The following is a 24240-nucleotide window of genomic DNA, read 5'->3' as shown; positions in this document are numbered from 1 at the left end:
ATTGCGATGCAGGCTTCATCCCAGGCCATGACAGGAGAACTGGAAGGAAGCGGCGGCCTGCCAACAGAGAGCAGAAAGATTCTCGATTGGCTGGTCACCGAGACCCGCGACCAGCGCTTCATTGACAATATCTTCGTGGATTTGTGCGAGCGGCTGGTGCAGGCGGGCGTGCCGCTTGCGCGCGCGACGCTGCACTTCCGGATCCATCATCCGCAATGGCTCGGTGCCCGCATACTCTGGCGCAAGGGACAATCGGAGGCGGACATCCGCATGTACGATTATGGCGTCGAAGACACGTCGCAATATCTCAACAGCCCGCTCTATGCGATCAACACTGGCGCCAGCCAGGTTCGAAAGAATCTCGAGGCGCCGACCGATGACGAAATCCCGAACTCGCTTTACGACGAGTTGCGCGCAGACGGTCTAACCGAATACATTGCCTTGCCGCTCGAACATACGCTGGGCAAGCGCCATGTCGTCACCTTCGCCAGTGATCGGACGGGTGGTTTCGAGACGGCCCATCTCGAAACGCTTAAAGGCTTGCTGCCGGTTCTGGCACTTGTCAGCGAAATCCGATTGAAGAACCGGATGGCGCGAACGTTGCTTGAAACCTATGTCGGGCCGCATGCAAGCGAACAGATCCTTGCCGGCGCGACCACACGCGGAAGCGGTGTCACCGTCAGCGCCGCGATCCTGATCTGCGACCTTCGCGACTTCACCAAGCTCTCCGATCTCTGGCCACGGGATGACGTGATCGAGCTTCTCAACGGCTATTTCGACGCCATGTCCGAGCCGATCGAGCGGCATGGCGGCGAGATCCTGAAATTCATGGGCGATGGCCTGCTGGCGATTTTTCCGCTCAGCAATGCCCAAGCCAGTGAAAACCTCCTGCAGGCCATAGGCGAAGCGGAGGTCGCCATCGCCACCTTAAACCAGGAGAACGTGGCGAAAGGACGCGAAGCGCTGGGCTACGGGATCGGCGTTCACGTCGGCGACGTGATGTATGGCAATATCGGTTCGCGCCGTCGGCTCGACTTCACGGTGATCGGGCCGGCCGTCAATATCGCATCGCGGCTGGAAAGCCTGACCAAGCAGGCGAAGCGTCCTGTGCTGTTGTCGCGCGCCTTTGTCGAACTAGCGGGACGCACCCGCGAAATGGAGCATCTGGGCGCCTTTGCCGTGAAGGGGCTCGATGACCCGATCGACGTCTTCGCATTTTCGTCCGGCACCGCTCAAGCGGCGGAATGATCAGATGGAGGCCGACGGCCTGCGGAATGAACGACAGCAGTCGTTTACGCCAGACGCTCGCCCACCCGGCGCGCGACGGTCTGCGCTATGGTTTTCAGGTGGTCCGCGGCGGAATAGCCGGAGATCGTCTTGCGCGGCTTGAGATCGTGATCCCCGTCCTCCAGCCATAGGATCTCTATTGCGCCGGAGAGCCGATATCCAGGAACCTCCTCGCGCGTGCCAAATTCGTCGCGCGTGCCCTGGACGATCAACGTCGGCGTCTTCAGATCTTCCAGGTGCTTGGTGCGCAGCTGCTCTGGCTTTCCCGGCGGGTGGAAGGGATAGCCAAGACAAAGCAGGCCGATGATTTTCCCCTCGGCATAGAGCTCATCTGCAATCATGCTGGCGACGCGCCCGCCCATTGATTTGCCACCGATCAGCAACGCGCCGGCTGCGCCAAGGGCATCTACCGCCGCCTTGAACTCCGGATTGAGCGTTTCGGCACGTGGTGGCGGCTTGCGGCCACCGGATCGGCGCGCTGCCATATAGTCGAATTCGAATCGCGCGACCCGAAAGCCTTCGGCGGCAAGCGCTTTGGCACAGGCGGTCATAGATGCGGAATCCATCGGCGCGCCGGCGCCGTGCGCAAGCAGGATGGTCACGGCTGCATTCTCCGGTCCATCAATCAGCATGATCTTTTCCATCTCGTCACCTTCCGGCATATCCGCAAACGAAAAGCGCCAGCATCGTTCTGTCGACGCAGATCGACTAATAAGCTTCTAGCATGGCAAGCGCCACGAGCCACGGCTGGCCCGGCACACAGGCATCGTCGACTGTGTTCGGCAAGTTTTCCGTTTCGCTCCAAAAACGCGAATGTCCCGGCCCCGAGAAATGGAACGAACCTGCTGGCTGTCTCGCTGCAACAAAAGGATATCGATATCGCCACGTCAGCCGCATCGGGGGGAACTTTCTCTGTCACCGCCGGTTAGAGAACAGTTGACGCCCGTTCAGGTGCTCCGATGGCCGGCAAGATCAAAGCATTCTCCCGATTTGCCAATGCCGTTTCCAAACAGTCTGGCAAACCCAGCACGTTCGCCTTCGCGGTCGGTGCCATCTTGGTGTGGGCCGTCACAGGCCCGATCTTCGGCTTTTCCGAAACCTGGCAATTGGTGATTAACACGGGGACGACGATCATTACATTTCTGATGGTTTTCGTGCTTCAAAACTCCCAGAACCGCGACAGCAAAGCGCTACAGGCAAAGCTCGACGAATTGATTCTGACGAGTTCCGCCGAGAATGAATACATCGGGATTGAGAAGCTGGAGGAGCACGAGTTGGCACGGCTGACGGAACTGCTGAGCGAACACGCGCAAGACGCACACGACCACGCGCTTCACCGGAAGATTTCAAATGCCGTTGGCAAGAAGCACAAACATGGAACCGGTCCAGCGGGATGAGGCACGTATCGCCCGGTCTTTGCTCACCCGGTTGAGCGCATCCCTTTAGCCGAGCGGGCTTGGCGCGAATTGTGCCACCAGCTCATGCCTGTCGCCGGGATAGGTCAATCGAACATGGGTTACCGGTGCACGGCCGCTCCAGGTGCGGCGCTCGATCACAAGGCAAGCAGCACCGCTCGAAATGGCGAGTGCCTGCGCCGCACCGCGCCCTGCCCCAACGGCTCTGATGCGATGCTCCGCCGTGCTCCACGGCACCTTGCCCAGCAACCACGAACCAGGCGCTGACGTTTCGAAGAGTTCCGTTTCGGCTTCGGGAACGGCCGCGAGGCTGATCAGCCGCTCCTCGAAACAGAAAGGCCGGCCGCCGGCGAAGTGCCGGCACGTGATCTCGAGCAGTCTTGCAGACGACGGCAGATCGAGACGACCCGCATCCCTGCTCTCGGCCTTGCGGATATTGCGTTCGTCGAGCTGGAATCTGTACTCCAACCCGAGGGATTGAACCTCCAGCTTGACGTCATGGATTTCCATCACCGCCGATTGCACATGGGGAAAGGTGACGTAGCTCCCGGACTTGCGTCGACGCTCGATCAGTCCGCGCTTGACCAGCTCGGTCAGCGCCTTGTTCACGGTCATGCGCGAGCAGCCGTATTGTTCGGTCAATTCATGTTCGAACGGGATACGGTAGCCCGGCGGCCACGCGCCGGAGAGAATATGACCTTCGACCTCCCCGAGGATTCTCTGGTGCAACGAAAGCGACTGCGTTTGGTTGCCTGTTTCGTCGGCTGGCTGATCGCTCGAAATGTTGGCATCCTCGGTGGTTTTCTGTCGCCGGCAAGCTTAACCGTTTCCCAGCGCTGCGACAGCCCTCCCCTTGCCCTTTCCTGCTTTTCCACCATAGCTTCGCTGACAAGCGGCCTCGCCGAGCCGATAGGCGTCGGTTGACGCATCGGCCCATCAGCACTTCCCGTGCTCGCATCGCCACGAGCGCATGACGGTGGCAGGCCGTTGCGGGCCGTCGGTGACGTCATCGCATCGACCAGCATGGCCCGGCCGCCGTCGATTGAAATGGATCCAGCATAACATATTGTAATTATTTGATTTATCACTGAAATCAGGCAGCAACCTGACCACCGAATACACCGGGTGTGTGTCGCCGCGATCCGGCTTGCGTCTCAAGCGAAGGAGTTATGGCCATAAGGTTGCCGAGCGTTGACAGCTGTCAACCATTGGCTCCTCGTTTGGTCATATTGTCAGCTCGGTGACCGTGCCTAGCCTATGACGGCATCTGCTTTCCCGCGTTTCGCGGGAACACGTCCTGGATCGCGGGCTGCTTACGAAAAGCAGCGAGATCGCCGATCACCGTTCAGGCATGCGACCTCAGTGTCTGTACCTGTGTCAGTAAAACAGGTGCCACGGGGTCAGAAAGGCCCGAGCCCATTCCTGTTCGCGCTCGCGCTCACGATCGTCCGCAGGCTCGCGCGGCGTCAACTCGATGCGTGGCTTAACTGCCTGCACGACCGCTTTCGGTGCTGGAGGCTCAAGGTAGCCAAGCGTCATCCCGCCGAGATAGAACATGTTGCATCCCTTCCAGTCCGCCTGACATCATCGTCATCGCATCACGATCTTGCCACAATCCAGTCCCCTGTCAATAGTCGACTAAATCCATATTCTAATAGCGTGAATTACAGGCGCCTCGGGTGATGCAGCCGCGGCGGTGTCGCGGCCTCCACTCGGACCTTAAACACCTGGCCCGATGACGGCCGTGGCGGTGCTATTATGGGGCAGTGGAATCGGTCCGCAAGGACAGCTCTCCGAGAGCCATCACCAGAGTTGTCCGCGGACAACAGATGATCTCTCCGGCGCGTTCACCGGTGCGTGGAGCAGTTATACAGGCGTTCGGCTATCCATTTGTACATTCACACCGAATCGGATCATAGTGCATCTGCGCATATTGCCCCGATATGACGATTTTTGCGCAGTTTTTGGAGAACTCGATGTTGCAGCATAAAATCCATGGCCTCGATGTGCAGGAGCATTTACCCACGCTCCTGGCTGCCGATGCCTTGGAACTCGCGCATCAGCTCCAGCAGCATCAGAAGAAGATCTTCCCACCGCAAATGCAAAAGACGTTGCGTCTTTTCAGCCCGGCCGAGGCCGCTGCCTTTATCGGAATCGGCGAAGGCTATCTGCGCCAGATCGCTTCAGAGGGCCATGGCCCCGAGCCGTTGTCAAACGGCCGGCGCATGTATGCGGTCTCCGATATCGAGCGCATTCGACGTGTTCTGGACGAAGGCGGCAAGTCGGGCAAATACGTACCGCATCGTCGCGGTGACGAGAGACTGCAAGTCATCTCGGTCATGAACTTCAAGGGTGGGTCGGCCAAAACAACGACCTCGGCACATCTTGCGCAATATCTGGCGCTTAGGGGCTATCGGACGCTTGCAATCGATCTCGATCCGCAGGCCTCGCTTTCGGCGCTCTTCGGCCACCAGCCGGAGCTGGACGTCGGTGAATCCGAAACGCTGTACGGCGCCATTCGCTACGAAAACCCGCGGCCAATCGCCGAGATCGTCCGCTCGACCCACATGCCCAACCTTCATCTGGTCCCCGGCAACCTTGAACTCATGGAGTTCGAGCACGAGACGCCAAAGGCGATGACCAGCGGCTCGGCCGAAACCATGTTTTTCGCGCGGATCGGCGATGTGCTTGCCGATATCGAGAGTTTTTACGACATCGTCATCATCGATTGCCCTCCGCAGCTCGGTTTTCTCACCATGTCAGCGCTGTGCGCCGCGACATCAGTGTTGATTACCGTGCATCCGCAGATGCTCGACGTCATGTCCATGTCCCAGTTTCTCTCGATGACCAGCGAGTTGATGCGCGTCGTCGAAGATGCCGGCGGCCGAACAAGCTACGACTGGATGCGCTATCTCGTGACCCGGTTCGAGCCGAACGACGGTCCGCAAAGCCAGATGACCGGCTTTATGCGATCCATCTTCGGCAACCGAATGCTGCACAACGCCATGGTCAAATCGACAGCCGTTTCCGACGCCGGCGTAACAAAACAGACGCTCTATGAGGTCGAGCGGTCGCAGTTTGTCCGCGGCACCTACGACCGCGCAATGGATTCCCTGACGCTCGTCAATGCCGAGATCGAGGACCTGCTGCGCAAAGTGTGGGGAAGGAAGTAAGCCGTGGCCCGCAAGAACCTCATCGGTGTTTCAGACAACCACGTCGCAGAAGGCGAAGACGACCGCCCGCTGGCTGGCCGGCCAATCGTCGGCCTCAGTCCCGGCCAGCGGCCCTCGAGCCCGATCGGCGGCATTACGCGCTCGCTTTCGAATATTACGCAGAAGGTAGAGCGCGCACAGGAGCTGGAGCGCCAGCTCGCCGAAGGTCTGGCAATTATCGAGCTCGATCCCGCGCTCGTCGATGCTTCCTTTGTCGCTGATCGTCTTGGCGTTGCAGCCGAAGCCGAGCAGTCGCTTCTTCAGCAGATCCGGGATCACGGACAACAGGTTCCGATCCTGGTTCGCCCGCATCCGAGCGAGGATGGGCGCTACCAGGTGGCCTATGGCCATCGTCGCCTGACCGCCATGCGAGAGCTCGGCAGTAAAGTCAGGGCTGTCGTTCGTGATCTCAGCGACGAGCAGCTGGTGATCTCGCAAGGCCAGGAAAACAACGCGCGCACCGACCTCTCGTTTATCGAGCGCTCGCTGTTTGCTGCGCGCCTCGAGGATCGAGAGTTTTCGCGTGATGTCATCATGTCTTCGCTGGGCGTCGACAAGGCTGCCCTGTCGAAGATGATCGCCATCGTGCGCCGCCTTCCCGTCGACCTCATCGAGGCTATCGGCGCAGCACCATCCATCGGGCGGCGACGCTGGACCGAACTCGCCGATCTCGTGGCCAATGACGACAAGCGCACAGAAGCGCATGGTTACGCCCGCCGCTCGGATTTCCTGGTCCGCGAGAGTGATCAACGGTTCGAAACATTGTTTGCGTTCCTGAGCACCGTAAAGGTCAGGAGCCAAGCGGTTGCATGGGTGGCGCCGGATGATACCCGCCCCGTGCGCATCCGGGAGACAAACAGCGAAACGACGCTTTCCTTCAACAAGAAGGCCGCGCCGGGTTTTGCAGATTTCGTGAGGCAGAGGCTCAAATCTCTGTACCTCGAATATCAAGAGGAAACAGGAGACTAACAGAGCAAAAGAAAAAGGCTTCCGAACGACTAGCGCAGCGGAAACCCTTCTCTCGTGTAGCAACTAGAGAATCCCATTTCCGCGAATCACTGTCAAGCGTTTTTAACGTCGTTTCGGCGAACGAACTTCTTTTGCCTTTGAAAAGGTGAAGAAAATGGAGCGTGGAAATGTGACGACGCCCTTTGGGCGGCGCGCGATGACGCTTGGCATGTTCGCAAGCCAAGTCGTCGCGAGCGAAATCGATTCGCATCAGTCGATCGATAAATGGAAACTGTTTCGGACCGTCTGCGAAGCAAAGGCGATCGTCGGAGTATCCGACCGTGCCTTGGCCGTGCTCAATGCATTGCTCAGCTTCTATCCGAAGCTCGAGCTGACCTGCGGCAAAGGCCTGGTGGTTTTCCCGTCAAACAACCAACTGGCGCTGCGCACGCACGGCATGGCCGGTACGACCTTGCGCCGTCATTTGGCAGCCTTGGTGGAAGCAGGCCTTATCCTCCGCAAAGACAGTCCCAATGGCAAACGCTACGCCCGTCGAGACACAAAGGGGTCGATCGGCGACGCCTTCGGATTCGATCTCTCTCCGCTGCTCGCACGCGCCCGTGAACTACAGACAGCAGCAGCCGACGTCGCGCTTGCCCGCCAGGAGACACAGCTCGCCCGTGAGCGTCTCAGCCTTTGCCGTCGCGACCTCTTCAAGCTCATCGAGGTCCTGCGCGAAACCGATCCTGCGTCCGATTGCGACAGCCTGCAGCAGCGTTACCTGCTCGCAGTCGAGCACCTACCAAGGAAACCAGCGCTTGCTGAAATCGAACACGTGCTCAGCCAACTCGACCTATTGCGCGCAGAAGTACTCAACCAATTGGAAAAACTGATAAATTTACAAAAACTGGCCACCAATGATAGCCAAAATGGCTGCCACATACAGAGTTCAGATCCAGACTCTTCTACTGAATCTGAACGGGGCTTGGGACATGAAACGCAGGCAGGTTTGAGATCGAACAGCGGAGACAGCGTTCTCATCGAGGAACCGCTGATCAGCGACACCCTGGCGACCGACCTTCGCGTCAGCCCCCGCCAGATGGCCACTGAACCGGGTCAATCCACACAGGCTTTCCCGCTATCGACGGTGCTGAAGGCATGCCCTGACATCGTCGATTATGGTCCTGGTGGCGAAATCCGCTCCTGGCGCGACCTGATGACGGCAGCCGTGGTTGTCCGCTCCATGCTGAATGTCAGCCAAGGCGCCCATGACGAAGCTTGCCGCGTGCTCGGCCCGGAAACGGCGGCCGCGGTGCTTGCATGTATTCTGCAGCGCTCGGCGCACATCACGTCGGCTGGCGGTTACCTGCGCGATCTGACCCGCCGCTCACTCCGGAAGGAGTTTGCCATCGGTCCCATGATCATGGCGTTGCTGCGGTCTCATCCTGGCAACGTGTCGCTAGCAAGCTGACGTCGAAGCATCGTTCGGTTTTGGAGCAGGTTGACAGCTGTCAACCGATGTTTACCCGCGCCCGGAGTTTAACACGCGGAGTGCATTGTATCTGTCCCGGCGCAGCCGTACCTGACCATCAGACGTCAATCGTTCAGATGCGATAACGTTCTCGCCGGACTGACGAGAGAAGTGTGGCCTACGTATCGACGGGATATGTTGAGCGATGCTATAGGGAATCTGCGCCCTGTGACACATCATAACGTTGCTTGATCGTTGGAAGAAGCGAGTTGACTCGTCTCAAGCTCGGGATCTGACAGCTGGCAATTCAAGAGCAACGACGAGCGTCGATCCGCTGAAATCGTCAACGAGCCGAGAGAGCGGTTGTGAGGCGCATCAATGCCTTGCGTTTCGACGAAGGCTGCGCGTAACTTCTCTCTGCGCGCGGTATTAGCGCTGACATGCGTCAACCTCGGGGACGATTATGTATTTCAACAGGATGACATTTAGATCTTCGTTCGTCTCGCTGATGATTTCTCTGGCGGTCGTCGCCTCACCGGTGGCGGTTCCCGGCAAAGCAAGCGCTCAAACCAACATCAATATCAACATCGGGGTTGGCACCAGCCTCAACAGCGGTCGTGGCATAACGTGCAGTCAGGGAGAACGGTTGCTCCGTAACCGCGGCTTCCGCGATATTCGTCGGGTCGACTGCCGTGGCCGATTTTTCGTCTATCGCGCATGGCGCGGCAATACCCGCTTCGAAATCGGAGTTCGTCAATTTGACGGCAGGATTGTCGACATGCGGCGTATCGATCGACGGAGATAGACCGGCTTTACAATGTCCGTGGGTGGGTGTGCCCCATAAGGATCGATCCGAAGGCATGGCCATTTGACGTCACGGCCACCATCCGGCCTCGGCGAGTAGTTGAGGGGCATATCAATAAACCCAGCCCTCGCTGACCCTGAGGGGCAAGTTGGATGGCATACTTTTCGCTATTCCACCGCGTCTGCAGCCGTTAAACAACGCAATGCGGCTCTGGTGGATGGATCGGATAAGGCCTTGTCCGGCAAGCGGGACGGCGCTCGAAAGGAAGTTAAGTCAGCGATAACTTCCCTCACCCGAAGCCCTGGTCTGCCTATGGCGATCGACGCAAGACAATTCGACATTTGTACGAGGTGAACTGCGTAGCAGTCGATTGAGGCTGGACGTTCTTTTGGCCACAAGACCTGTCGTAACGTCTACATGCGGAGTGAGCCCGGGAGATCTGCGTGCGGTCAAAAGCGCTATGGTTTCCTCCGAGATACGAGAGGGCGAAACGATACTGCGGATCTCCACGGGGGTAGACAGTTGGGCTGTGCCTGACGCAGTCATGCATCGTGTTGACAGCTGTCAACTCTGCTGGCCGAAGCCATCTGGATTTCGACCCAGTGGAACAAGGCTTGGTTCTCCCGTGAATGATCCGGTTTGTCGAAGCGGCAGCGTTCGGTTTGGCTACGGTAATGGCACCATGTGCGCCATCGGATTAGCGCGGCTGGCGGTCAAGTCAGGGGGACGGCGCTCTGAGGCAGCGCACAAGCAAGGGTTCATTGTTCGATTTTGGAGAATGAGAAGCCGGCAAGAACACCATGGCGACGGTGACATCACACTGAATGTGAGCTGTCTCTTCGGTCGCGTCTTTGGAGGAGGGCAGTCTGTCCGGACTGACGGGGGGGCGCGCCGCTGTCCCCCGTACGAGGGTTTCGGTCAAGGTCATTGATATCTCCAACCACGGCATGCATCGGGTTCCTTAGTCGCTAAGATTTCCTGAAGCGGGTGGGTGGGCAGGAGTGCGCTATTCTGTGATCTCAGCGTCGGATGAGGCGCGCCGCATTCGAGATTTTTCGGGCCACAATGGATGCCGTTGACAGCTGTCAACTCGTTGCGGAATAGCAGGGGGGCGTCTGCGAAACGATGCTGTTCGGCACGATGTAGATGCCATGACCTGGCCGCCGGTGGTGGCCGCCCCACCACCTGGCAATGGCTAAGGCGCTTTTGTTGTTCGGCATAGCAGCAACCTTTTGGACTGATGTCAGCGGTCGAAGGCGTCGGCAGTGCCTGTGGCTTTGGCTGAGTGGAGTTGCGCAACGCTTGGCAACGTGGTTGTCAAGGGGCTCTGATCTCGGGTTATTCTGCGGATGGTTGGAGTGCTTCTGAAGTGGTGTGATCACACAACTCCGGTCTCGCCGCCAGCAGTTGACAGCTGTCAACACGAAGCCCTGACGCACCCGTTGCCCTTACCGGCAGGCGAGACAGATCTGTCACTCCGATTGTTGTCTGCTGCCACTCCCGTCCGCTTTGTGCAGAGCGTCAGCCCATCGCTGCCCGATACCCTTCCTGCCACTTTCAGAGCTGTTATCGGAATAGAAAGGATGCAGTGTTATCCTGGTGATGTCGGCCGTCTTGCGTTGCGAATGCCCCGTAAGAGCGTACAATGACCCGGTCAAATCGTTCGATTCGAACCTGATTTGCGCTCAATAGTAGCGTTGCGTGGCCAATCTGGCTCTCCGGCTTGATCGACGCAAAAATCCGACGACAATCACTGCACTTTTCGGTAAGAAGACGCATCTTGTGTGTCGGAAGAAAACGACCATATTTCTTCCGTTTGCCGAAAATAGCGTGTGATTGTAATGCGATACGATATCCAGAATTCGCTCCTGCAGATGCTCTGTTCTGCGTCCATCGATGCGGAAGACCGCCTCGCGCGGCTGGATGAGCGTGCCGGCCGCCACCCGGTCGCCGAAGGTTTCCGCGAGCGCGGTCAGTTCTTCGATGCCGCCAGTGCGCTCTGGGTTGCGGGCGAACTCGTCCACGTCGAGGACCTCGTGCTGCATGATGCGCATATGGATGCCCGCGCACCGACGCACGAGTTGACGATTGCCCACGCGATCCTGCGGACGCGCCGGAGGATCTGGCTGTCTGATCCGGATTGGGCGCTGTCGAGCGTCGGTCTCGGGGTGCTTCGGGGCGAGCAGGTTGGTGCCGGGACTGCGTTGCTCGATGCGGACCGGGGGCATTCGACTGAGGCGGAGGAGGAAGAGGACGCCGCCATTGACGACGATGCCGGCGACAACCCGCTATCCCTCGAATTCGCCGAGATCGACGCGGCGATCGAACGGTCGCAGCGCCTGCTTGACGAACAGGCGGGTGAACCCGGCGAGGGCGGATTTGGCGGAACGGAACGCCCGTCCGCGCCGGAGCCCAAGGGACAGCTGGGATTGCTTTTCGATGACGAGTGGGATGAGGGCGCACGGCTCGAGGCATGGCGGTCGCTGATCCCGGCAGCGGATCGGTTGCCGGCCTGCCTTGGTGCCGCGATGCTTTTCGATGCCTGGGAACAGATCGAGCCGCTTCGCAGGCAGCATTGGCTCGGAGGGTTGCTCGTCGGTGCTTACCTGCGCGCCCGCGGCAAAGTAACGTCGCATTTGCTCTGCTTCAACACCGGCCTGAAGACAATCCGCCACGAGCGACGCCGGTCGAAAGAGCAAGAGGTTCGGCTGAGGGCTTTTCTCGAAGCTCTGGTTCTCACGGGAGACCTTGGTCTCAAGGAACTGGACCGGCTGTTCCTTGCCAAGACCCAGATGGAAATGCGTGTGCGCCACCGCCGATCAAACAGCAGCCTACCGAGCCTGATCGAGCTTCTGCTGTCCCGGCCGATCGTATCCGCCGGGCTTGTCGCGCGGCATGTGGGCGTCACCCAGAGGGGAGCGCTGAACCTGGTTCGCGAACTCGGCGCCAAGGAGATGACGGGCAGGGGGCGGTACCGCGGTTGGGGCATACTGTAGCCGACCGCAGCGTCGGCAACCATTGCCGATGATGATATTGGGTCTCGCCAAATTTTGCAGGCGGCAGGTCTCGCTCGCTACGACGGCGTTTCAGATGTAAACCACAATCGACGACGGCAAGGAGGCGGGGCCGGATCACCGACGCTGCCGCCGGTCCGGATCGGCAACTGTTGCGCCGGCACGATCTGGCGATCGGTTTCGACCCGCTTGGCCGCAATGATCGAGTTCGGCCTCCGGCCACCCGGCGACTAACCGAGCAGATTGCGGATCGTGCGCATAAAGGCACGGGCACCCACCGCGATCAGGGCGTCGGGAAAGTCGTAGTCGGGATTGTGCAGGCGAGGGTGGTCCTCTCCCGCCCCCAGGAAGAACATGGCCGAGGGGGCAACGCGGCCGAACAGGCCGAAGTCCTCCGATCCCTTCATCGGCAGCGCCGTAGCGCCTCTGTCATGGCTGATCTCTTCGTCGACAAGCGCGCGACGTAGTTCGTCGACGGCCGCCGGCGCATTGCTGCATTGATGGAAGATGTCCTCGTAGCTGATCGACGATACCAGTCCTGCGGCGTCCGCATGGCTACGGACAAGCGTTTCAGCGCTCTCTACCAGGCCGGTCATCCGCACGTCCGTCAGCGTGCGCAAGGTCGCCCAGATCTCGGCGCGGCCGGGGCTGATGCCGAAGGCGGGTTCGCCAAGGCGCGCATGGGTCACGGTTACCAGCGTGAAGTCGGCATCGAGGCGGCCGCCGGCGCCCAGGCCGGTCAACTCCTCCAAAAGCCTGGCCATGGCGAGCGTCGGGGCGATGCCATCCTCCGGGCAGGAGGCATGCGACGTCTTGCCGGAAAGCACGATCTTCATGCCGCGCGAGGCACAATTGACCGGACCTTCCGCCAGGGCGGCGTGCCCCAGCGGCAGGCCGGGAAAGTTATGCAGCGAAAACACGAAGTCCGGTTTCAGCGCTTCGAATTTCGGGTCGGCCAACACGGCGGCAGCCCCAGCTCCATTCTCTTCGGCCGGTTGGAAAAGCAGGATGGCCCGTCCGCGTGCTGGTCTCCTGTGAGAGAGACCTTTGGCAAGTGCGATCAGGATAGCCGTGTGGCCGTCATGTCCGCAGAGGTGTCCCTTGCCGGCGATTTCGGATCGGTGTGGCAGGGATGAAAGTTCTTCGATCGGCAGAGCATCGAGTTCGGCGCGGATCATGACGGTCGGACCGTCGGCCGCTCCTTGATAGACGGCCGCTATCCCGTGTCCGCCGAGGCTGGTGACGATCGCGTCCGGTTCGCTTGACCGTAACGCTTGGGTCACCGTCCTGGCTGTCTCGGCCTCCTGGCCGGATAGCTCCGGCCTGCGGTGAAGTTCGCGCCGAAACGCGGTGATCTCGTCCAGTTCGCCACCATTCAAAAACATGCCCAACATCCCAAGCTAGAAAATCGACCCCGTGGCGCGCCGACGAGCGAGCCTCGATCCCGGCAGCGAATGTGAAGTGGCGTTTCGGCTCTGTCCAGAGCATCCCGTTCTTCAGGTGGAATCACTGAAGGGGATCCGATGTTCGAGCCATGAAGGTGAGATTGAAGGAAGGGTGCGTCGACGACGTCGTCGAAGGGATACCGCCATCTCGTCATTCGCGACCGCGGGCCGCAGCGGGTGCGCCATAGCGTCTGGATCGCGACCGAGCAGCGGTTGTCGGGGCAGCCACAAATCGACCTCCATCCGGGCGGCCCGCATGCGCTTTGCCTGGTATCCCGGGGACTGGATCCGCGAGGAACTGGCCGCAGGCCAGCTCAAGCCCTTGCCAGTCAAGGAAGGAGCGGAGCGTTGTGGACGATGTATCTCGTCTATCTCGATCCTGACGGCGCCGGACCGGGCGCCCGCGGGTTGGAACAAATCATCCGGTGTGAGGCGCAGAGCATCACTTAAGCCGTTGGCGCGAGGCTGAACACCTATCTGCGGGCGCCGCCGACAAGTGATATCGAACGCGCGGCGGCGGTCACCAGCGGGGCGAAGCGTTCTTCGGTTTCTTCCGGCGTGTAGCGGCTGCGTGATACCGCGATGTTGATCGCGCCGTAGGGCGTGCCGTTGGCATCCAGCACCGGGGCGGCGATCGACAGGTCGCCGTGAAAGTATTCCTCGAAGGCCGTGGCGTAGCCCTGGGTCGCCGATTGTTTCAGCTTTGCCTTCAGCGCGTCGATGTCCCAGGTCGTATGGGGCGTAAACGGGTAGAGATCCGATTTTTCGAGAATTGCATGGGCTACGGTTTCTGGCAGGCCGGAGAGGATGGCGATGCCCGGCGCCGTGCAATAGGCCGGCAGCCGCGTGCCGGTGATGACGTCGTTGTTGAGCACGTGCCGGCTCATGAAGCGCGACACGAAGACGATGTCGGTATCGTCAAGCACGGTGAGGTTGACGGTTTCTTCTGTCGCTTTGCTCAGGTGCAGAAGATAGGGCATGCCGCGTTCGACGAAGCCGCTGGCGCGGGTGTAGTGGTAGCCGAAATCAAGAGCCTTCACTGTCAGCTCAAAGCGCTTTGTGTCGGGGTTCTTGCCGAGATAGCCGAGCTTTGCGAGCGTGTGGGTGAAGCGTTGGGCAGCGCTCATGTCGAGCCCGGTTTCCTCGGCGATCTGTGACAGGCTGAGGTTCGGGCGGCGACCATCAAAGGCTCTTAAGACCCTGAAGGCCTTCTCGACCGACTGAACCAGCAAGGGATCGCGGTCTTCTCCCGACGTTTCGTTTTCGTCTGTCGCAGCCTTGTTCGCCTTGCGCGCCATCAATCCCCCGGTCCCTGCCGTTTCCCACATATCGATAACAGAATCGCCAAGCCCAGGAAAAGGCGCTTGACAGCTAAAATAAACATAATCACACTATGACATAACAATTATCGCATTGCAATAGTTGTTTCATTGCAACGGAGAAAATCATGGACCGCTTCATCCTGACTGAACGGCGCGGCGAAGTCGGCGTCATCACGCTGAACCGCCCCGAAATCCTCAATGCCTGGCACAGCCCGATGCGCCAGCAGCTGATTGCTGCCTTCAAGGCCTTCGAAGAAGACGAGTCGGTCCGCGCCATCATCCTCACCGGTGCCGGCGATCGCGCCTTCAGCGCCGGCCAGGACCTGAACGAGACCCGTACGTTCGATGGCGCCCGCGGTCAGGAATGGGTGGGTGAATGGGAGCGGCTCTATGATGCGATGCGCTCGCTGTCGAAGCCGCTGATTGCAGCGCTCAATGGCGTTGCCGCCGGCTCGGCATTCCAGGTGGCACTTCTGTGCGATTTCCGCATCGCCCATCCGGGCGTTCGCATGGGTCAGCCGGAAATCAATTCCGGTATCGCCAGCACCACGGGCCCGTGGATGATGCGCGAGATGATCGGCTTGTCCCGCACCATCGACCTGACCCTCAGCGGGCGTCTTATGGAGGCGAATGAATGCCAGGCCATCGGCATCATCAACCGCATCGTGCCGCAGGAACGTGTCATGGACGAAGCGCTGTCGCTGGCGCATGAACTCGCCGCCAAGCCGCCGGTCGCCATGCGGCTTGACAAACAGCGCTTCAGGGAGATGACAGAGGCTGGTTTCCGCGACTGCCTCGAAGCCGGCGCCCGTATCCAGCGCGAAGCCTACGCTTCCGGCGAACCGGCGCGGATGATGGAACAGTTTCTCGCACGGCGTGCGGCAAGCAAGGCCTGACAAAGGCCAGGCCGCTTATGGGAGGCGGCGCGCAATCCAAGATAAGAGGGTAGAACAATGACCAACGACAAACGCATTCTGATTGATCGTCGCAACCTGCTGAAAATCGGCGGAGGCCTGGGCGTTGCCCTGGCCGCGCCAGCCATCTTCACGCGGCACGCCTTCGCCGCCGAAGCACTGACCGTTGCCGATCCCGGCGGTCCTTATAGCCCGGGATACCGCAAGGCCTTCTATGATCCCTTCGAAAAGGCGACCGGCATCAAGGTCATCAATGTCGCCCGCGATGCCGAACCGACCGCGCAGTTCCGCGCGATGGTCGAGACGCAATCCTACAGCTGGGACGTCTGCACGCTGACGCTGTCTGCCCGCGACATTCTGGAAAAGCGCGACCTGCTCGAACCGATCAACCTGCCGGCTGCCGACGTGCCCGGGCTGATGCCCGACGCGCTCACCGAACTGTGGCTCGGCGTCGACGTCTATTCCACGATCATGGCCTACCGCACCGATCGCTTCGACGCCGCCAATGGTCCGAGCTCCTGGGCCGATTTCTGGAACGTCGAAAAATTCCCGGGCCGTCGCGCCCTGCGCAAGAACCCGATCGATACCCTGGAGCAAGCGCTACTTGCCGACGGCGTGCCGCTTGCCGAACTCTACCCCCTCGACATCGAGCGCGCCTATGCCAGCCTTGAGAAGATCAAGCCGCATGTCGATGTCTGGTGGACCGGTGGTGCACAGTCGAGCCAGCTGATCCAGAGCGGCGAAGTCGACCTGATCGCGCTCTGGAACGCCCGCGCACAGGCGGTCATCGACGGCGGTGCGCCGGTCAAGATCGGCTGGAACCAGGGGCTTTACTCGATTGAGGGATGGGGCATTCCCAAGGGCTCGCCGCGCGCGGATATGGCCCGGCAGTTCGTCCGGTTCTGTGCCGATCCGAAGCAGCAGGCGCTCTTTACTGAATTCCTCGCCTACGGACCGACCAACCTCAAGGCCTATGAACACATCCCGGCAGAACGCGCCGCGGCGCTTCCGACCTCCGAGGCCAATCTCAAGGTCATGACCATCGCGCGCGAAGACTGGTGGAGCGCCAACCGCTCCGAAATGACCGAGCGCTTCAACGCCTGGATCCTGGGTTAAGGGGAAATTAGATGCTCGCGAAGCCCGAACAAGCCACTCGCCCCAAACTTCTCGTCGACGGACTGGCCAAGAGCTACGGTGCCACCATCGCTCTGAAACCCACGCACGTCGCAGTCCAGACCGGCGAGTTCCTGACGCTTCTCGGGCCTTCGGGCTCCGGCAAGACCACTTTGCTGCAGATGATCAGCGGGCTGGTCTTGCCGACGGAGGGCCGCCTGTTCATCGACGGCAGCAACGAGACCGACACGCCGGTGCACAAGCGCGACATCGGCCTGGTGTTCCAGCACTACGCCCTGTTTCCGCATCTGACGGTGGCCGAGAATATCGGCTTTCCCCTGAAGATGCGCGGCAAGAGCACGGCCGAGATCGACAAACAGGTCAAGGGCGCTCTGGACATGGTTCAGCTCGGCCATCTGGCCGGGCGGTTCCCGCGCGAGCTTTCGGGCGGACAGCAGCAGCGCGTGGCGCTTGCCCGCTGTTTCGTCTACCAGCCATCGATCATCCTGATGGACGAGCCGCTGGGCGCGCTGGACAAGAAGCTGCGCGAACACATGCAGTTTGAAATCAAGCGGCTGCACCGGCAGACCGGCGCCACGATCATCTATGTGACGCACGATCAGGAGGAGGCCCTGGCGCTGTCGGACCGCATCTGCCTGATGAACCACGCCATGGTCGAGCAGATCGGCCCGCCGCAGGAAATCTACGCCCGGCCACGCACTGCCTTTGCTGCCGATTTCATCGGCATCTCCAACATCTTCCGCGGCCGCGTCGAGATCGGCTCCGGTGGTGCCGCCCATCTTTCGACCGAAAGTGGCCGCTTCCGGATCGATGGTACCGGCCTTTCCAACAATGCCGAGATGGCGCTGGTGGTGCGGCCGGAGCATCTCGAACTCGGCTCGACCGGGGCAAACGAAATCAGCGGCCGCGTGGCCGAAGTCGTCTATGCCGGCTCGGAAACCCGCCTGCTCGTCGACATTTCGGCCGGTGAACTGGTGACGGTTCGTGTTCTTCCCGGCAAGCCGTTACCAAGCATCGGCGAAACCATCATGCTCAGCTGGGCGCCGGAAGCGGCCGTGCTGGTGACGCCATGACCGCCGCCGCCATGACCCCAGCGCGCGCCGCGCGTTCCAGCCGCTTCCGCTTCGGCCCGCTTTGGCTGGCGGTGCCGGGTATCGCCTTCCTGCTGATCTTCTTCCTCGTCCCCGTTGCAAGGCTCATGGGCCTCAGCCTCGAAGACGCCGACACCGGTGCGATGACCGCCAGCCACTATGCAAGGATCTTCGAGACCGACGTTTACTTCCGCGTCCTCCTGATCACGTTCCGCATCGCCGGGCTGACGACGCTCTTCTCTTTGTTGCTCGGCTATCCCTTGGCCTACTGGCTGTCGCGCCTGCCCGACCGAACGCGCGGGACGATGATCCTTCTCGTCATGGTGCCGTTCTGGACAAGTTATCTCGTCAAGAGCTTCGCCTGGGTCATCGTGCTTGGGCGCACCGGCGTCATCAACCAGATCGGTCTTGGATCGGGTCTGCTCAGCCAGCCGCTCGAACTGCTGCACAATGAAATCGGCGTGATGATCGGCATGGTCCATGCCATGGTCCCGCTTGCCATCCTCACGATGTTGCCTGTGATGACCGGCATCGATCGCCGGCTGACGCAGGCATCGGGAACGCTGGGCGCGACGCCGGCTAAGGGCTTCTGGCTCGTTTATTTCCCGCTCTCGCTTCCGGGTGCTGCGGCTGCCGGCCTGCTCACCTTCATCTCCTCGCTCGGCTTCTTCATCGTTCCGGCCCTGCTGGGCGGCCGCCAGCAGACGATGCTGGCGCAGCTGATCATCGTGCAGGTCCAGGAGATCCTGAACTGGGCCTTTGCGGGCGCGCTCGCCGCCATGATGCTGGTCGCAGCATTGGTGACCTGCTGGCTCTACGACCGGGTCTTCGGTCTCTCCAGCCTCTCGGGCGAACCCTCTGATGGAAAGGCTGGCAAGACTGGTTTCCTGCGTGCCCTCGGTTTGGCGATCCTCGATCGCGTCGCAACCGTCAGCAGCGCCATCGCGGCCGGCAGCCACCGCCTGCTGGGGGCTGCGGTTTCGAGCCGAATGCTCGGCATCTACAGCCTCATGATGTTCGCCTTCCTGATGCTGCCGACGCTCGTCGTCCTGCCGATCGCTTTTACCAGCTCACAGTTCCTCGAGTTCCCGCCGCCGGGATTTGGTCTCGAATGGTTCCGGACCTACTTCACCTCGGACCTCTGGGTGGCGGCCACCATTCGCTCCTTCGGCGTTGCCTTCGCGACCGCCATCGTTGCAACGGTGATCGGCGGCTTTGCGGCGCTCGCGCTTGCCCGTTCGCGCTCGCGCTGGCGGGGCATCATCTTCGCCTTCTTCCTGGCACCGATGATCGTGCCGCGCATCGTTATCGCCGTCGGCCTGTTCTACCTCTTCGCCCAGATGGGTCTCGTCGCCACCGATCTTGGTCTCGTCATCGGCCACACGGTGCTGGCGTTGCCCTTTGCCTTCGTCGCCATCGCGGCGGTGCTGAAGAGCTATGACTGGCGGCTCGACCAGGCGGCGGCCACGCTCGGGGCAAACCGGGTTCAGGCCCTGCGCTTCGTCACCGTGCCGCTGATCAAGAGCGGTCTGACGGCAGCGTTCCTGTTTGCCTTCATCACCTCGTTCGACGAGCTGACCGTGGCGATCTTCGTCAGCGGCGGCGTCAAGACGACACTGCCGAAGCAGATGTGGGACGACATGATCCTCCAGCTCAACCCGACGCTCGCGGCCGTTTCCGTCGTCGTCTTCATCGTCGTGACGACACTTCTCCTGGCGGCGGAAAAACTCCGCCGCTCCACGTGACACACCATCCGAGATCCTCCCATGACCGTTTCTCTCGAAGGCTTCCTCGGAAGCTTCACGACCAAGGCTGCCCGCAAACCGGAACAGGTGTTCGCCCGTTTCAACGGCGAGCCGATCACTTTTGCCACCCTCGATGCCATGTCGGCAGCCCTTGCCGCCGAGTTGCGTCAACGCGGCCTGAAATCCGGTGACCGCGCCGCTGTCATGATGCGCAATTCGCGCCTGTCGCTGGCCGTCCTGTTCGGCCTTGCCAAGGCCGGCGTCGTCTGGGTGCCGGTCAACGCGCAGCTGCGCGGCGAGGGCCTGCGTTATATCCTCGAACATTGCGAACCGGGCGTCGTCATCTGTGACGCCGAGCTTGCCGAAACGATCGCCGAAAGTGGTGCCGCGCTGCCTGCGGCCGGGCTCATTCTCGCGGGCGAACAGGCGGGTGCGGCGTCGCTCGAGACGATCCTGTCGTCGGGTGCCGCCTTCGAGGAGGCGCCGCCTGCCGCCGACGATCTGTTTGCGATCATGTATACCTCAGGCACCACCGGCCGGCCGAAGGGCGTGCTGGTGACCCACGGCATGATCCGGCTTGCCGGCGAGGCGGTGCGCACGCTGTCGGTCGCCGGCCCCGGCGATGTCTTCTTCGTCTGGGAGCCGCTCTATCATATCGGCGGTGCGCAGCTGATCGTGCTGCCGATCATCGAGGACCTGTCGCTTGCCATGGTCGACAGGTTCAGTGCCAGCCGTTTCTGGGACCAGGTGCGCAGCTATGGCGCCACCCACATCCACTATCTCGGCGGCATCCTGCAGATCCTTTTGAAGCAGCCGGAAAGCGTACGCGACCGCGAGCATCCGGTGCGGATCGCCTGGGGCGGCGGCTGCCCGAAGGAGGTCTGGCCGCTGTTCAAGGAGCGCTTTGGCGTCGAGATGCGCGAGTGCTACGGCATGACCGAAGCCTCCAGCATCACCACCTGCAACGCCACCGGCGTCGTCGGCGCCGTCGGCCAGCCGATGCCCTGGTTTTCGGTCGATATCCTCGACGACAAGGGCGCGCCGGTGCCGACGGGCGACAAAGGAGAGATCGTCGTGCGGACCTCGCTTCCGGGCGCGCTGTTCAAGGGTTATCTGCGCAATCCGGAAGCAACCGAAAAGACTCTTCGCAACGGCGCGCTTCATACCGGCGATTCCGGCTCCTTCGATTCCGATGGCAATCTCTGGTTCCATGGCCGGCTCACAGATAGCGTCCGTTGCAAGGGCGAGAACGTTTCTGCCTGGGAAGTGGAGCATGTCGCCGCCGCCTATCCGGCAGTGGAAGACTGCGCCATGATCGGCGTTGCCGCCGATGTCGGCGAGCAGGATATCAAGCTCTTCGTCAAGCCGAAACCGGGCAGCGCCATCGATCCGATCGACCTGTCGGGATGGCTCGCCCATCGGCTCGCGCCCTACCAGAACCCGCGCTACATCGCCGTCGTCGAGGAGTTCGAGCGCACGCCAAGCCAGCGCATCATGAAGCACCGGTTGCCTGCTGGTCTCGACAACTGTTGGGATCGGCTGGCGCGGCAGTAGGGTCGAGGTTTTTGGACGAAGACGGTGAACGAAGGGAGGCGACGGGATGGATCAATCTGACGAGATCGTGCTGGTCGGATGCGGCAACATGGGGTTTGCGCTGCTCGAAGGCTGGGTCGGGCGTGCGGGTATTCCCGCCGGTCGAATTCACGTGATCGAGCCTGCGCAGGCACTTCGCAGCCGCGCGGCGGCTGTGGGTGCCACCGTCCATGCCGATGCGGCCGAGCTACCACAGGCGTTGCGGCCCCGCGCCGTCATCATTGCCGTCAAGCCGCAGGTCGTTCGTTCGATGCTCTGCGCTTACCGCCGGTTCGGCGGAAAGGCTGCTTTTGTCAGCATTGCCGCCGGCGTGCCGATATCGACCTTCGAGGCGACGCTTGGCGAAACAGCGATCATCCGCGCCATGCCCAATATGCCGGCTTCGATCGGGCTGGGGGTGATCGCCGCCTTTGCCAACGCCCATACCGACGACGGCCAAATGGCCTATGTGAATAACCTGCTCGCGGCCGTCGGCGCCGTTCATTGGCTGGCGGAAGAAAAACTCGTCGATGCGGCGACGGCGATTTCGGGGTCGGGGCCGGCCTACCTCTTCCATTTCATCGAGTGCCTGACAGAGGCGGGCGTTGCCGTTGGTCTATCGGCGGAGACTGCTCTCGCCTTGGCAAAGCAGACGGTCGAGGGTGCTGCTGCTCTTGCCGGCACCAGCGGCTTTTCGCCGGCAGAGTTGCGCCATCAGGTGACCAGCCCGAACGGCACTACGGCTGCAGCGCTCCAGGTCCTGACGGCCGAGCCAGGTCTGTCTGAATTGATGACGCGGGCGGTCGCCGCTGCACATCGCCGGGCGCTGGACCTTGCGGTCGCCTGATCGCCGGCCGGAGATGTGTCAGGGCGTCGTAAACGACGCGTCGCGCACACCGGGAATATGAAAGGTCTGCTGGAAATAGGACCGCAGCGCCTGCATCGGCGGCGTGAATTCCGCCCCGCGCCGCCAGGCAAGGCCGACATCCATGGCAGGCACCGGATCGCGCACGGTGATCGTCTCGATGCGCCGGCCTTCGAGCGACCAGGGGCGATGAACCATGTCGGACAAAATGGTCACGCCCTGGCCATTGGCGACCAGCGAACGGACCGCCTCGACCGACGAGGTCCGGAGATTGACGCGCGGCTGGTAGGTCGAGGCGCTCCAGTATTTCAGCGACGAGTGCGCTGCCTCGTCGACCGTCAGCATGATGTAGGGCTCCTCGGCGATCTCGCGAAAACCCACGCTGTCGCGTTGAAGCAGCGGATGCTGGGCCGGCACCCAGAGCCGGCGCGTCGAACTCATCAGCTTTTCGGTCGTCAGCGCCGGGTTGAGGATGTTGGACGTCAGGAGCACGGCCATGTCGTAACGGTTTGTCAGCAGGCCTTCCTCGATCGATTCCCGCTTGAGTTCGAACAGCTGCAGTTCGAGTTTTGGAAACAGGCGCCGCAGCCGCTCGATATGCTGCGGCAGGAAGTAGCCGATGACGGTATAGGTGGCGGCGATTGCCAGCGTGCCCTCGACGGCGCTGCTGACGACGTTGAGATGCGTCGCCTCGTCCACCTTCTTGAGGATCTCGTAGGCGTGAGAGAGGAACTCCCGCCCTGCCATCGTCAGGTCCATGCCGCTCGGCGTGCGCAAGAACAGGTTGGCGCCGACGATGCGCTCCAGCTCCTTGATGGCCGTGGTGACTGCGGATTGGGAGATCGAAAGATCGATCGCCGCCTGCGATATCTGGCCAAGTTCGGCGGTTGCGACGAAGTAACGAAGCTGACGAAGGCTGATCGACATCCCGCATTTCCCATCTGATTATTTTATAATGCGGCTGAAAAAATCAGAAAGTCTGCCGCACTTTTGCGCAATCGGCTGATCGTCCTTCAGGCATCTTCGCCTAAACCTCTCTAAAGACGCTAATTTTTGCAGGCGCTTTTTGCAACTGCGAATTCTGAAATTCAGATAATCGGCATATGAAAATAGAATTTTTCAAATGCTTCGTTTCACCCTAGCGTTTCTCCAGAGGTCAGGGTTGCCGGGAGAGCAATCTCCAGGAGAGCGACCTGTAACAGAGGGATGAGGCATTGCTCGACGTCGTCGACATCAATTGCGACATGGGAGAAGCATTCGGCCGCTGGCGCATCGGCGATACGGACGATGCGACGCTGATGCCGCTGATCAGCTCCGCCAACATCGCGGCCGGTTTCCATGCCGGCGATCCCAACCTGATGGATGAGACGGTTCGGCTTGCCGCCGAACATGGCGTCGGCATCGGCGCCCATCCGGGCTATCGCGATCTGCAGGGGTTTGGTCGCCGCAAGATTGCCGGCACGCCACGCGAACTCGTCAACGACATCGTCTATCAGGTCGGCGCGATCCGCGAATTCGCCCGTCGTCACGGGGCACCGCTGCAGCATGTGAAGCCGCATGGGGCGCTCTATATGGAGATGGCGATAAACCGCGAGCTCTCGCAGATCTTCATGCAATATATGCGCACCGTCGCGCCGAACGCCTTCGTCTTCTGCATGGCGGGATCGGCGACGGAACTGGCGGCACAGGAGGTCGGCCAGCCCGTCATCCGCGAGTTCTATGCCGACCGCGATTATGACGACAGCGGCTCGATCGTCTTTACCCGCGATGCCGGCCGGCCGGATGCTGCGGCGATCGCCCGCAAGGTCGTTCGCGCCTGCCGGGAAGGGCGGGTGCGCACCGTCACGGGCGCCGATGTAGAGGTCCCGTTCGAATCCATCTGTTTTCATTCCGATACGCTGGGCGCGCTCGATATCGTGCGCCTCATGCGGGAGGGGCTGAGTGCCGAAGGCATTCGCATCGCTCCCGTCTCTCAGGTCAAAACCAGATAACATAGCGGA

21 protein-coding genes are annotated in these 24240 nt (G+C 61.0%); 15 read left to right on the top strand and 6 right to left on the bottom strand.

The window, feature by feature from the left end; genetic code table 11:
- Positions 1-6: 6 nt before the first annotated feature.
- Positions 7-1248: an adenylate/guanylate cyclase domain-containing protein gene (locus tag AC07UR_RS18215; protein ID WP_173421253.1), complete on the top strand. Its 1242-nt coding sequence runs from the start codon at positions 7-9 to the stop codon at positions 1246-1248.
- A gap of 44 nt (positions 1249-1292) precedes the next feature.
- Here the strand turns inward: AC07UR_RS18215 and AC07UR_RS18210 are convergent, their stop codons facing one another.
- Positions 1293-1919, bottom strand: coding sequence for an alpha/beta hydrolase family protein (locus AC07UR_RS18210; RefSeq protein WP_234941658.1), 627 nt, complete (start codon positions 1917-1919; stop codon positions 1293-1295).
- 327 nt (positions 1920-2246) lie between these two features.
- Between AC07UR_RS18210 and AC07UR_RS18205 the strand changes: the two genes are divergently transcribed.
- A complete protein-coding gene (locus AC07UR_RS18205; protein WP_209788813.1) occupies positions 2247-2684 on the top strand; it encodes a low affinity iron permease family protein in 438 nt (145 codons plus the stop codon).
- A 45-nt stretch (positions 2685-2729) separates the two neighbouring features.
- On the opposite strand, the gene hutC is transcribed toward AC07UR_RS18205, so the two are convergent.
- Positions 2730-3485, bottom strand: coding sequence for a histidine utilization transcriptional repressor HutC (hutC, locus tag AC07UR_RS18200; protein ID WP_209789695.1), 756 nt, complete (start codon positions 3483-3485; stop codon positions 2730-2732).
- Between hutC and AC07UR_RS18195 the strand changes: the two genes are divergently transcribed.
- Complete coding sequence (locus AC07UR_RS18195) at positions 3396-3626, top strand: hypothetical protein (protein ID WP_209788811.1); 231 nt, start codon at positions 3396-3398, stop codon at positions 3624-3626. The genes hutC and AC07UR_RS18195 overlap by 90 nt on opposite strands.
- A 453-nt stretch (positions 3627-4079) precedes the next feature.
- Here AC07UR_RS18195 and AC07UR_RS18190 read toward each other — a convergent pair whose 3' ends face one another.
- Positions 4080-4259 carry a hypothetical protein gene (locus AC07UR_RS18190; protein WP_173421250.1) on the bottom strand — a complete coding sequence of 60 codons (180 nt, stop codon included), beginning with the start codon at positions 4257-4259 and terminating at the stop codon, positions 4080-4082.
- Positions 4260-4678: 419 nt separating this feature from the next.
- Here AC07UR_RS18190 and repA point away from each other — a divergent pair, with 419 nt between their 5' ends.
- The 5 genes from repA to AC07UR_RS18165 all read left to right on the top strand — a co-directional run bounded on the left by repA (position 4679) and on the right by AC07UR_RS18165 (position 12134).
- Positions 4679-5875: a plasmid partitioning protein RepA gene (gene repA / locus AC07UR_RS18185; RefSeq protein WP_209788808.1), complete on the top strand. Its 1197-nt coding sequence runs from the start codon at positions 4679-4681 to the stop codon at positions 5873-5875.
- Between the two features lie 3 nt (positions 5876-5878).
- Positions 5879-6883, top strand: a complete 1005-nt coding sequence (repB, locus tag AC07UR_RS18180) for a plasmid partitioning protein RepB (protein ID WP_209788805.1) — start codon at positions 5879-5881, stop codon at positions 6881-6883.
- Between the two features lie 154 nt (positions 6884-7037).
- Positions 7038-8333, top strand: a complete 1296-nt coding sequence (repC, locus tag AC07UR_RS18175; RefSeq protein WP_209788803.1) for a plasmid replication protein RepC — start codon at positions 7038-7040, stop codon at positions 8331-8333.
- 463 nt (positions 8334-8796) lie between these two features.
- Positions 8797-9138: a hypothetical protein gene (locus AC07UR_RS18170; protein WP_234902923.1), complete on the top strand. Its 342-nt coding sequence runs from the start codon at positions 8797-8799 to the stop codon at positions 9136-9138.
- 1841 nt (positions 9139-10979) lie between these two features.
- Complete coding sequence (locus tag AC07UR_RS18165) at positions 10980-12134, top strand: RHE_PE00001 family protein (protein WP_209788801.1); 1155 nt, start codon at positions 10980-10982, stop codon at positions 12132-12134.
- Between the two features lie 248 nt (positions 12135-12382).
- Here AC07UR_RS18165 and AC07UR_RS18160 read toward each other — a convergent pair whose 3' ends face one another.
- A complete protein-coding gene (locus AC07UR_RS18160) occupies positions 12383-13537 on the bottom strand; it encodes an amidohydrolase (protein WP_209788799.1) in 1155 nt (384 codons plus the stop codon).
- Between the two features lie 533 nt (positions 13538-14070).
- The gene (locus tag AC07UR_RS18155; RefSeq protein WP_209788797.1) at positions 14071-14895 is read right to left on the bottom strand and encodes an IclR family transcriptional regulator; all 825 of its coding nucleotides are present in this window, start codon (positions 14893-14895) and stop codon (positions 14071-14073) included.
- Positions 14896-15044: 149 nt separating this feature from the next.
- Between AC07UR_RS18155 and AC07UR_RS18150 the strand changes: the two genes are divergently transcribed.
- The 6 genes from AC07UR_RS18150 to proC are packed head-to-tail and all read left to right on the top strand — an operon-like array spanning position 15045 to position 22222.
- Positions 15045-15815: an enoyl-CoA hydratase/isomerase family protein gene (locus AC07UR_RS18150; protein ID WP_209788795.1), complete on the top strand. Its 771-nt coding sequence runs from the start codon at positions 15045-15047 to the stop codon at positions 15813-15815.
- Between the two features lie 57 nt (positions 15816-15872).
- The gene (locus AC07UR_RS18145) at positions 15873-16949 is read left to right on the top strand and encodes a polyamine ABC transporter substrate-binding protein (protein ID WP_209788792.1); all 1077 of its coding nucleotides are present in this window, start codon (positions 15873-15875) and stop codon (positions 16947-16949) included.
- An 11-nt stretch (positions 16950-16960) separates the two neighbouring features.
- Positions 16961-18040, top strand: a complete 1080-nt coding sequence (locus AC07UR_RS18140) for an ABC transporter ATP-binding protein (RefSeq protein WP_209788790.1) — start codon at positions 16961-16963, stop codon at positions 18038-18040.
- Positions 18037-19803 carry an ABC transporter permease subunit gene (locus AC07UR_RS18135; RefSeq protein WP_209788788.1) on the top strand — a complete coding sequence of 589 codons (1767 nt, stop codon included), beginning with the start codon at positions 18037-18039 and terminating at the stop codon, positions 19801-19803. The genes AC07UR_RS18140 and AC07UR_RS18135 overlap by 4 nt, the downstream gene beginning before the upstream one ends.
- 21 nt (positions 19804-19824) lie before the next feature.
- On the top strand, positions 19825-21357 hold the full coding sequence (locus tag AC07UR_RS18130) for an AMP-binding protein (RefSeq protein ID WP_209788786.1): 1533 nt from the start codon (positions 19825-19827) through the stop codon (positions 21355-21357).
- Positions 21358-21403: 46 nt separating this feature from the next.
- Positions 21404-22222, top strand: coding sequence for a pyrroline-5-carboxylate reductase (gene proC / locus AC07UR_RS18125; RefSeq protein ID WP_209788784.1), 819 nt, complete (start codon positions 21404-21406; stop codon positions 22220-22222).
- 18 nt (positions 22223-22240) lie between these two features.
- Here the strand turns inward: proC and AC07UR_RS18120 are convergent, their stop codons facing one another.
- Positions 22241-23167, bottom strand: a complete 927-nt coding sequence (locus AC07UR_RS18120) for a LysR family transcriptional regulator (protein WP_209788782.1) — start codon at positions 23165-23167, stop codon at positions 22241-22243.
- Positions 23168-23454: 287 nt separating this feature from the next.
- Between AC07UR_RS18120 and AC07UR_RS18115 the strand changes: the two genes are divergently transcribed.
- On the top strand, positions 23455-24231 hold the full coding sequence (locus AC07UR_RS18115; RefSeq protein ID WP_209788779.1) for a 5-oxoprolinase subunit PxpA: 777 nt from the start codon (positions 23455-23457) through the stop codon (positions 24229-24231).
- Positions 24232-24240: the final 9 nt, after the last annotated feature.

Source organism: Ensifer sp. GW821-FHT05G01 (assembly GCF_059419585.1).
This window is presented reverse-complemented; position numbering and strand designations above follow the sequence as displayed.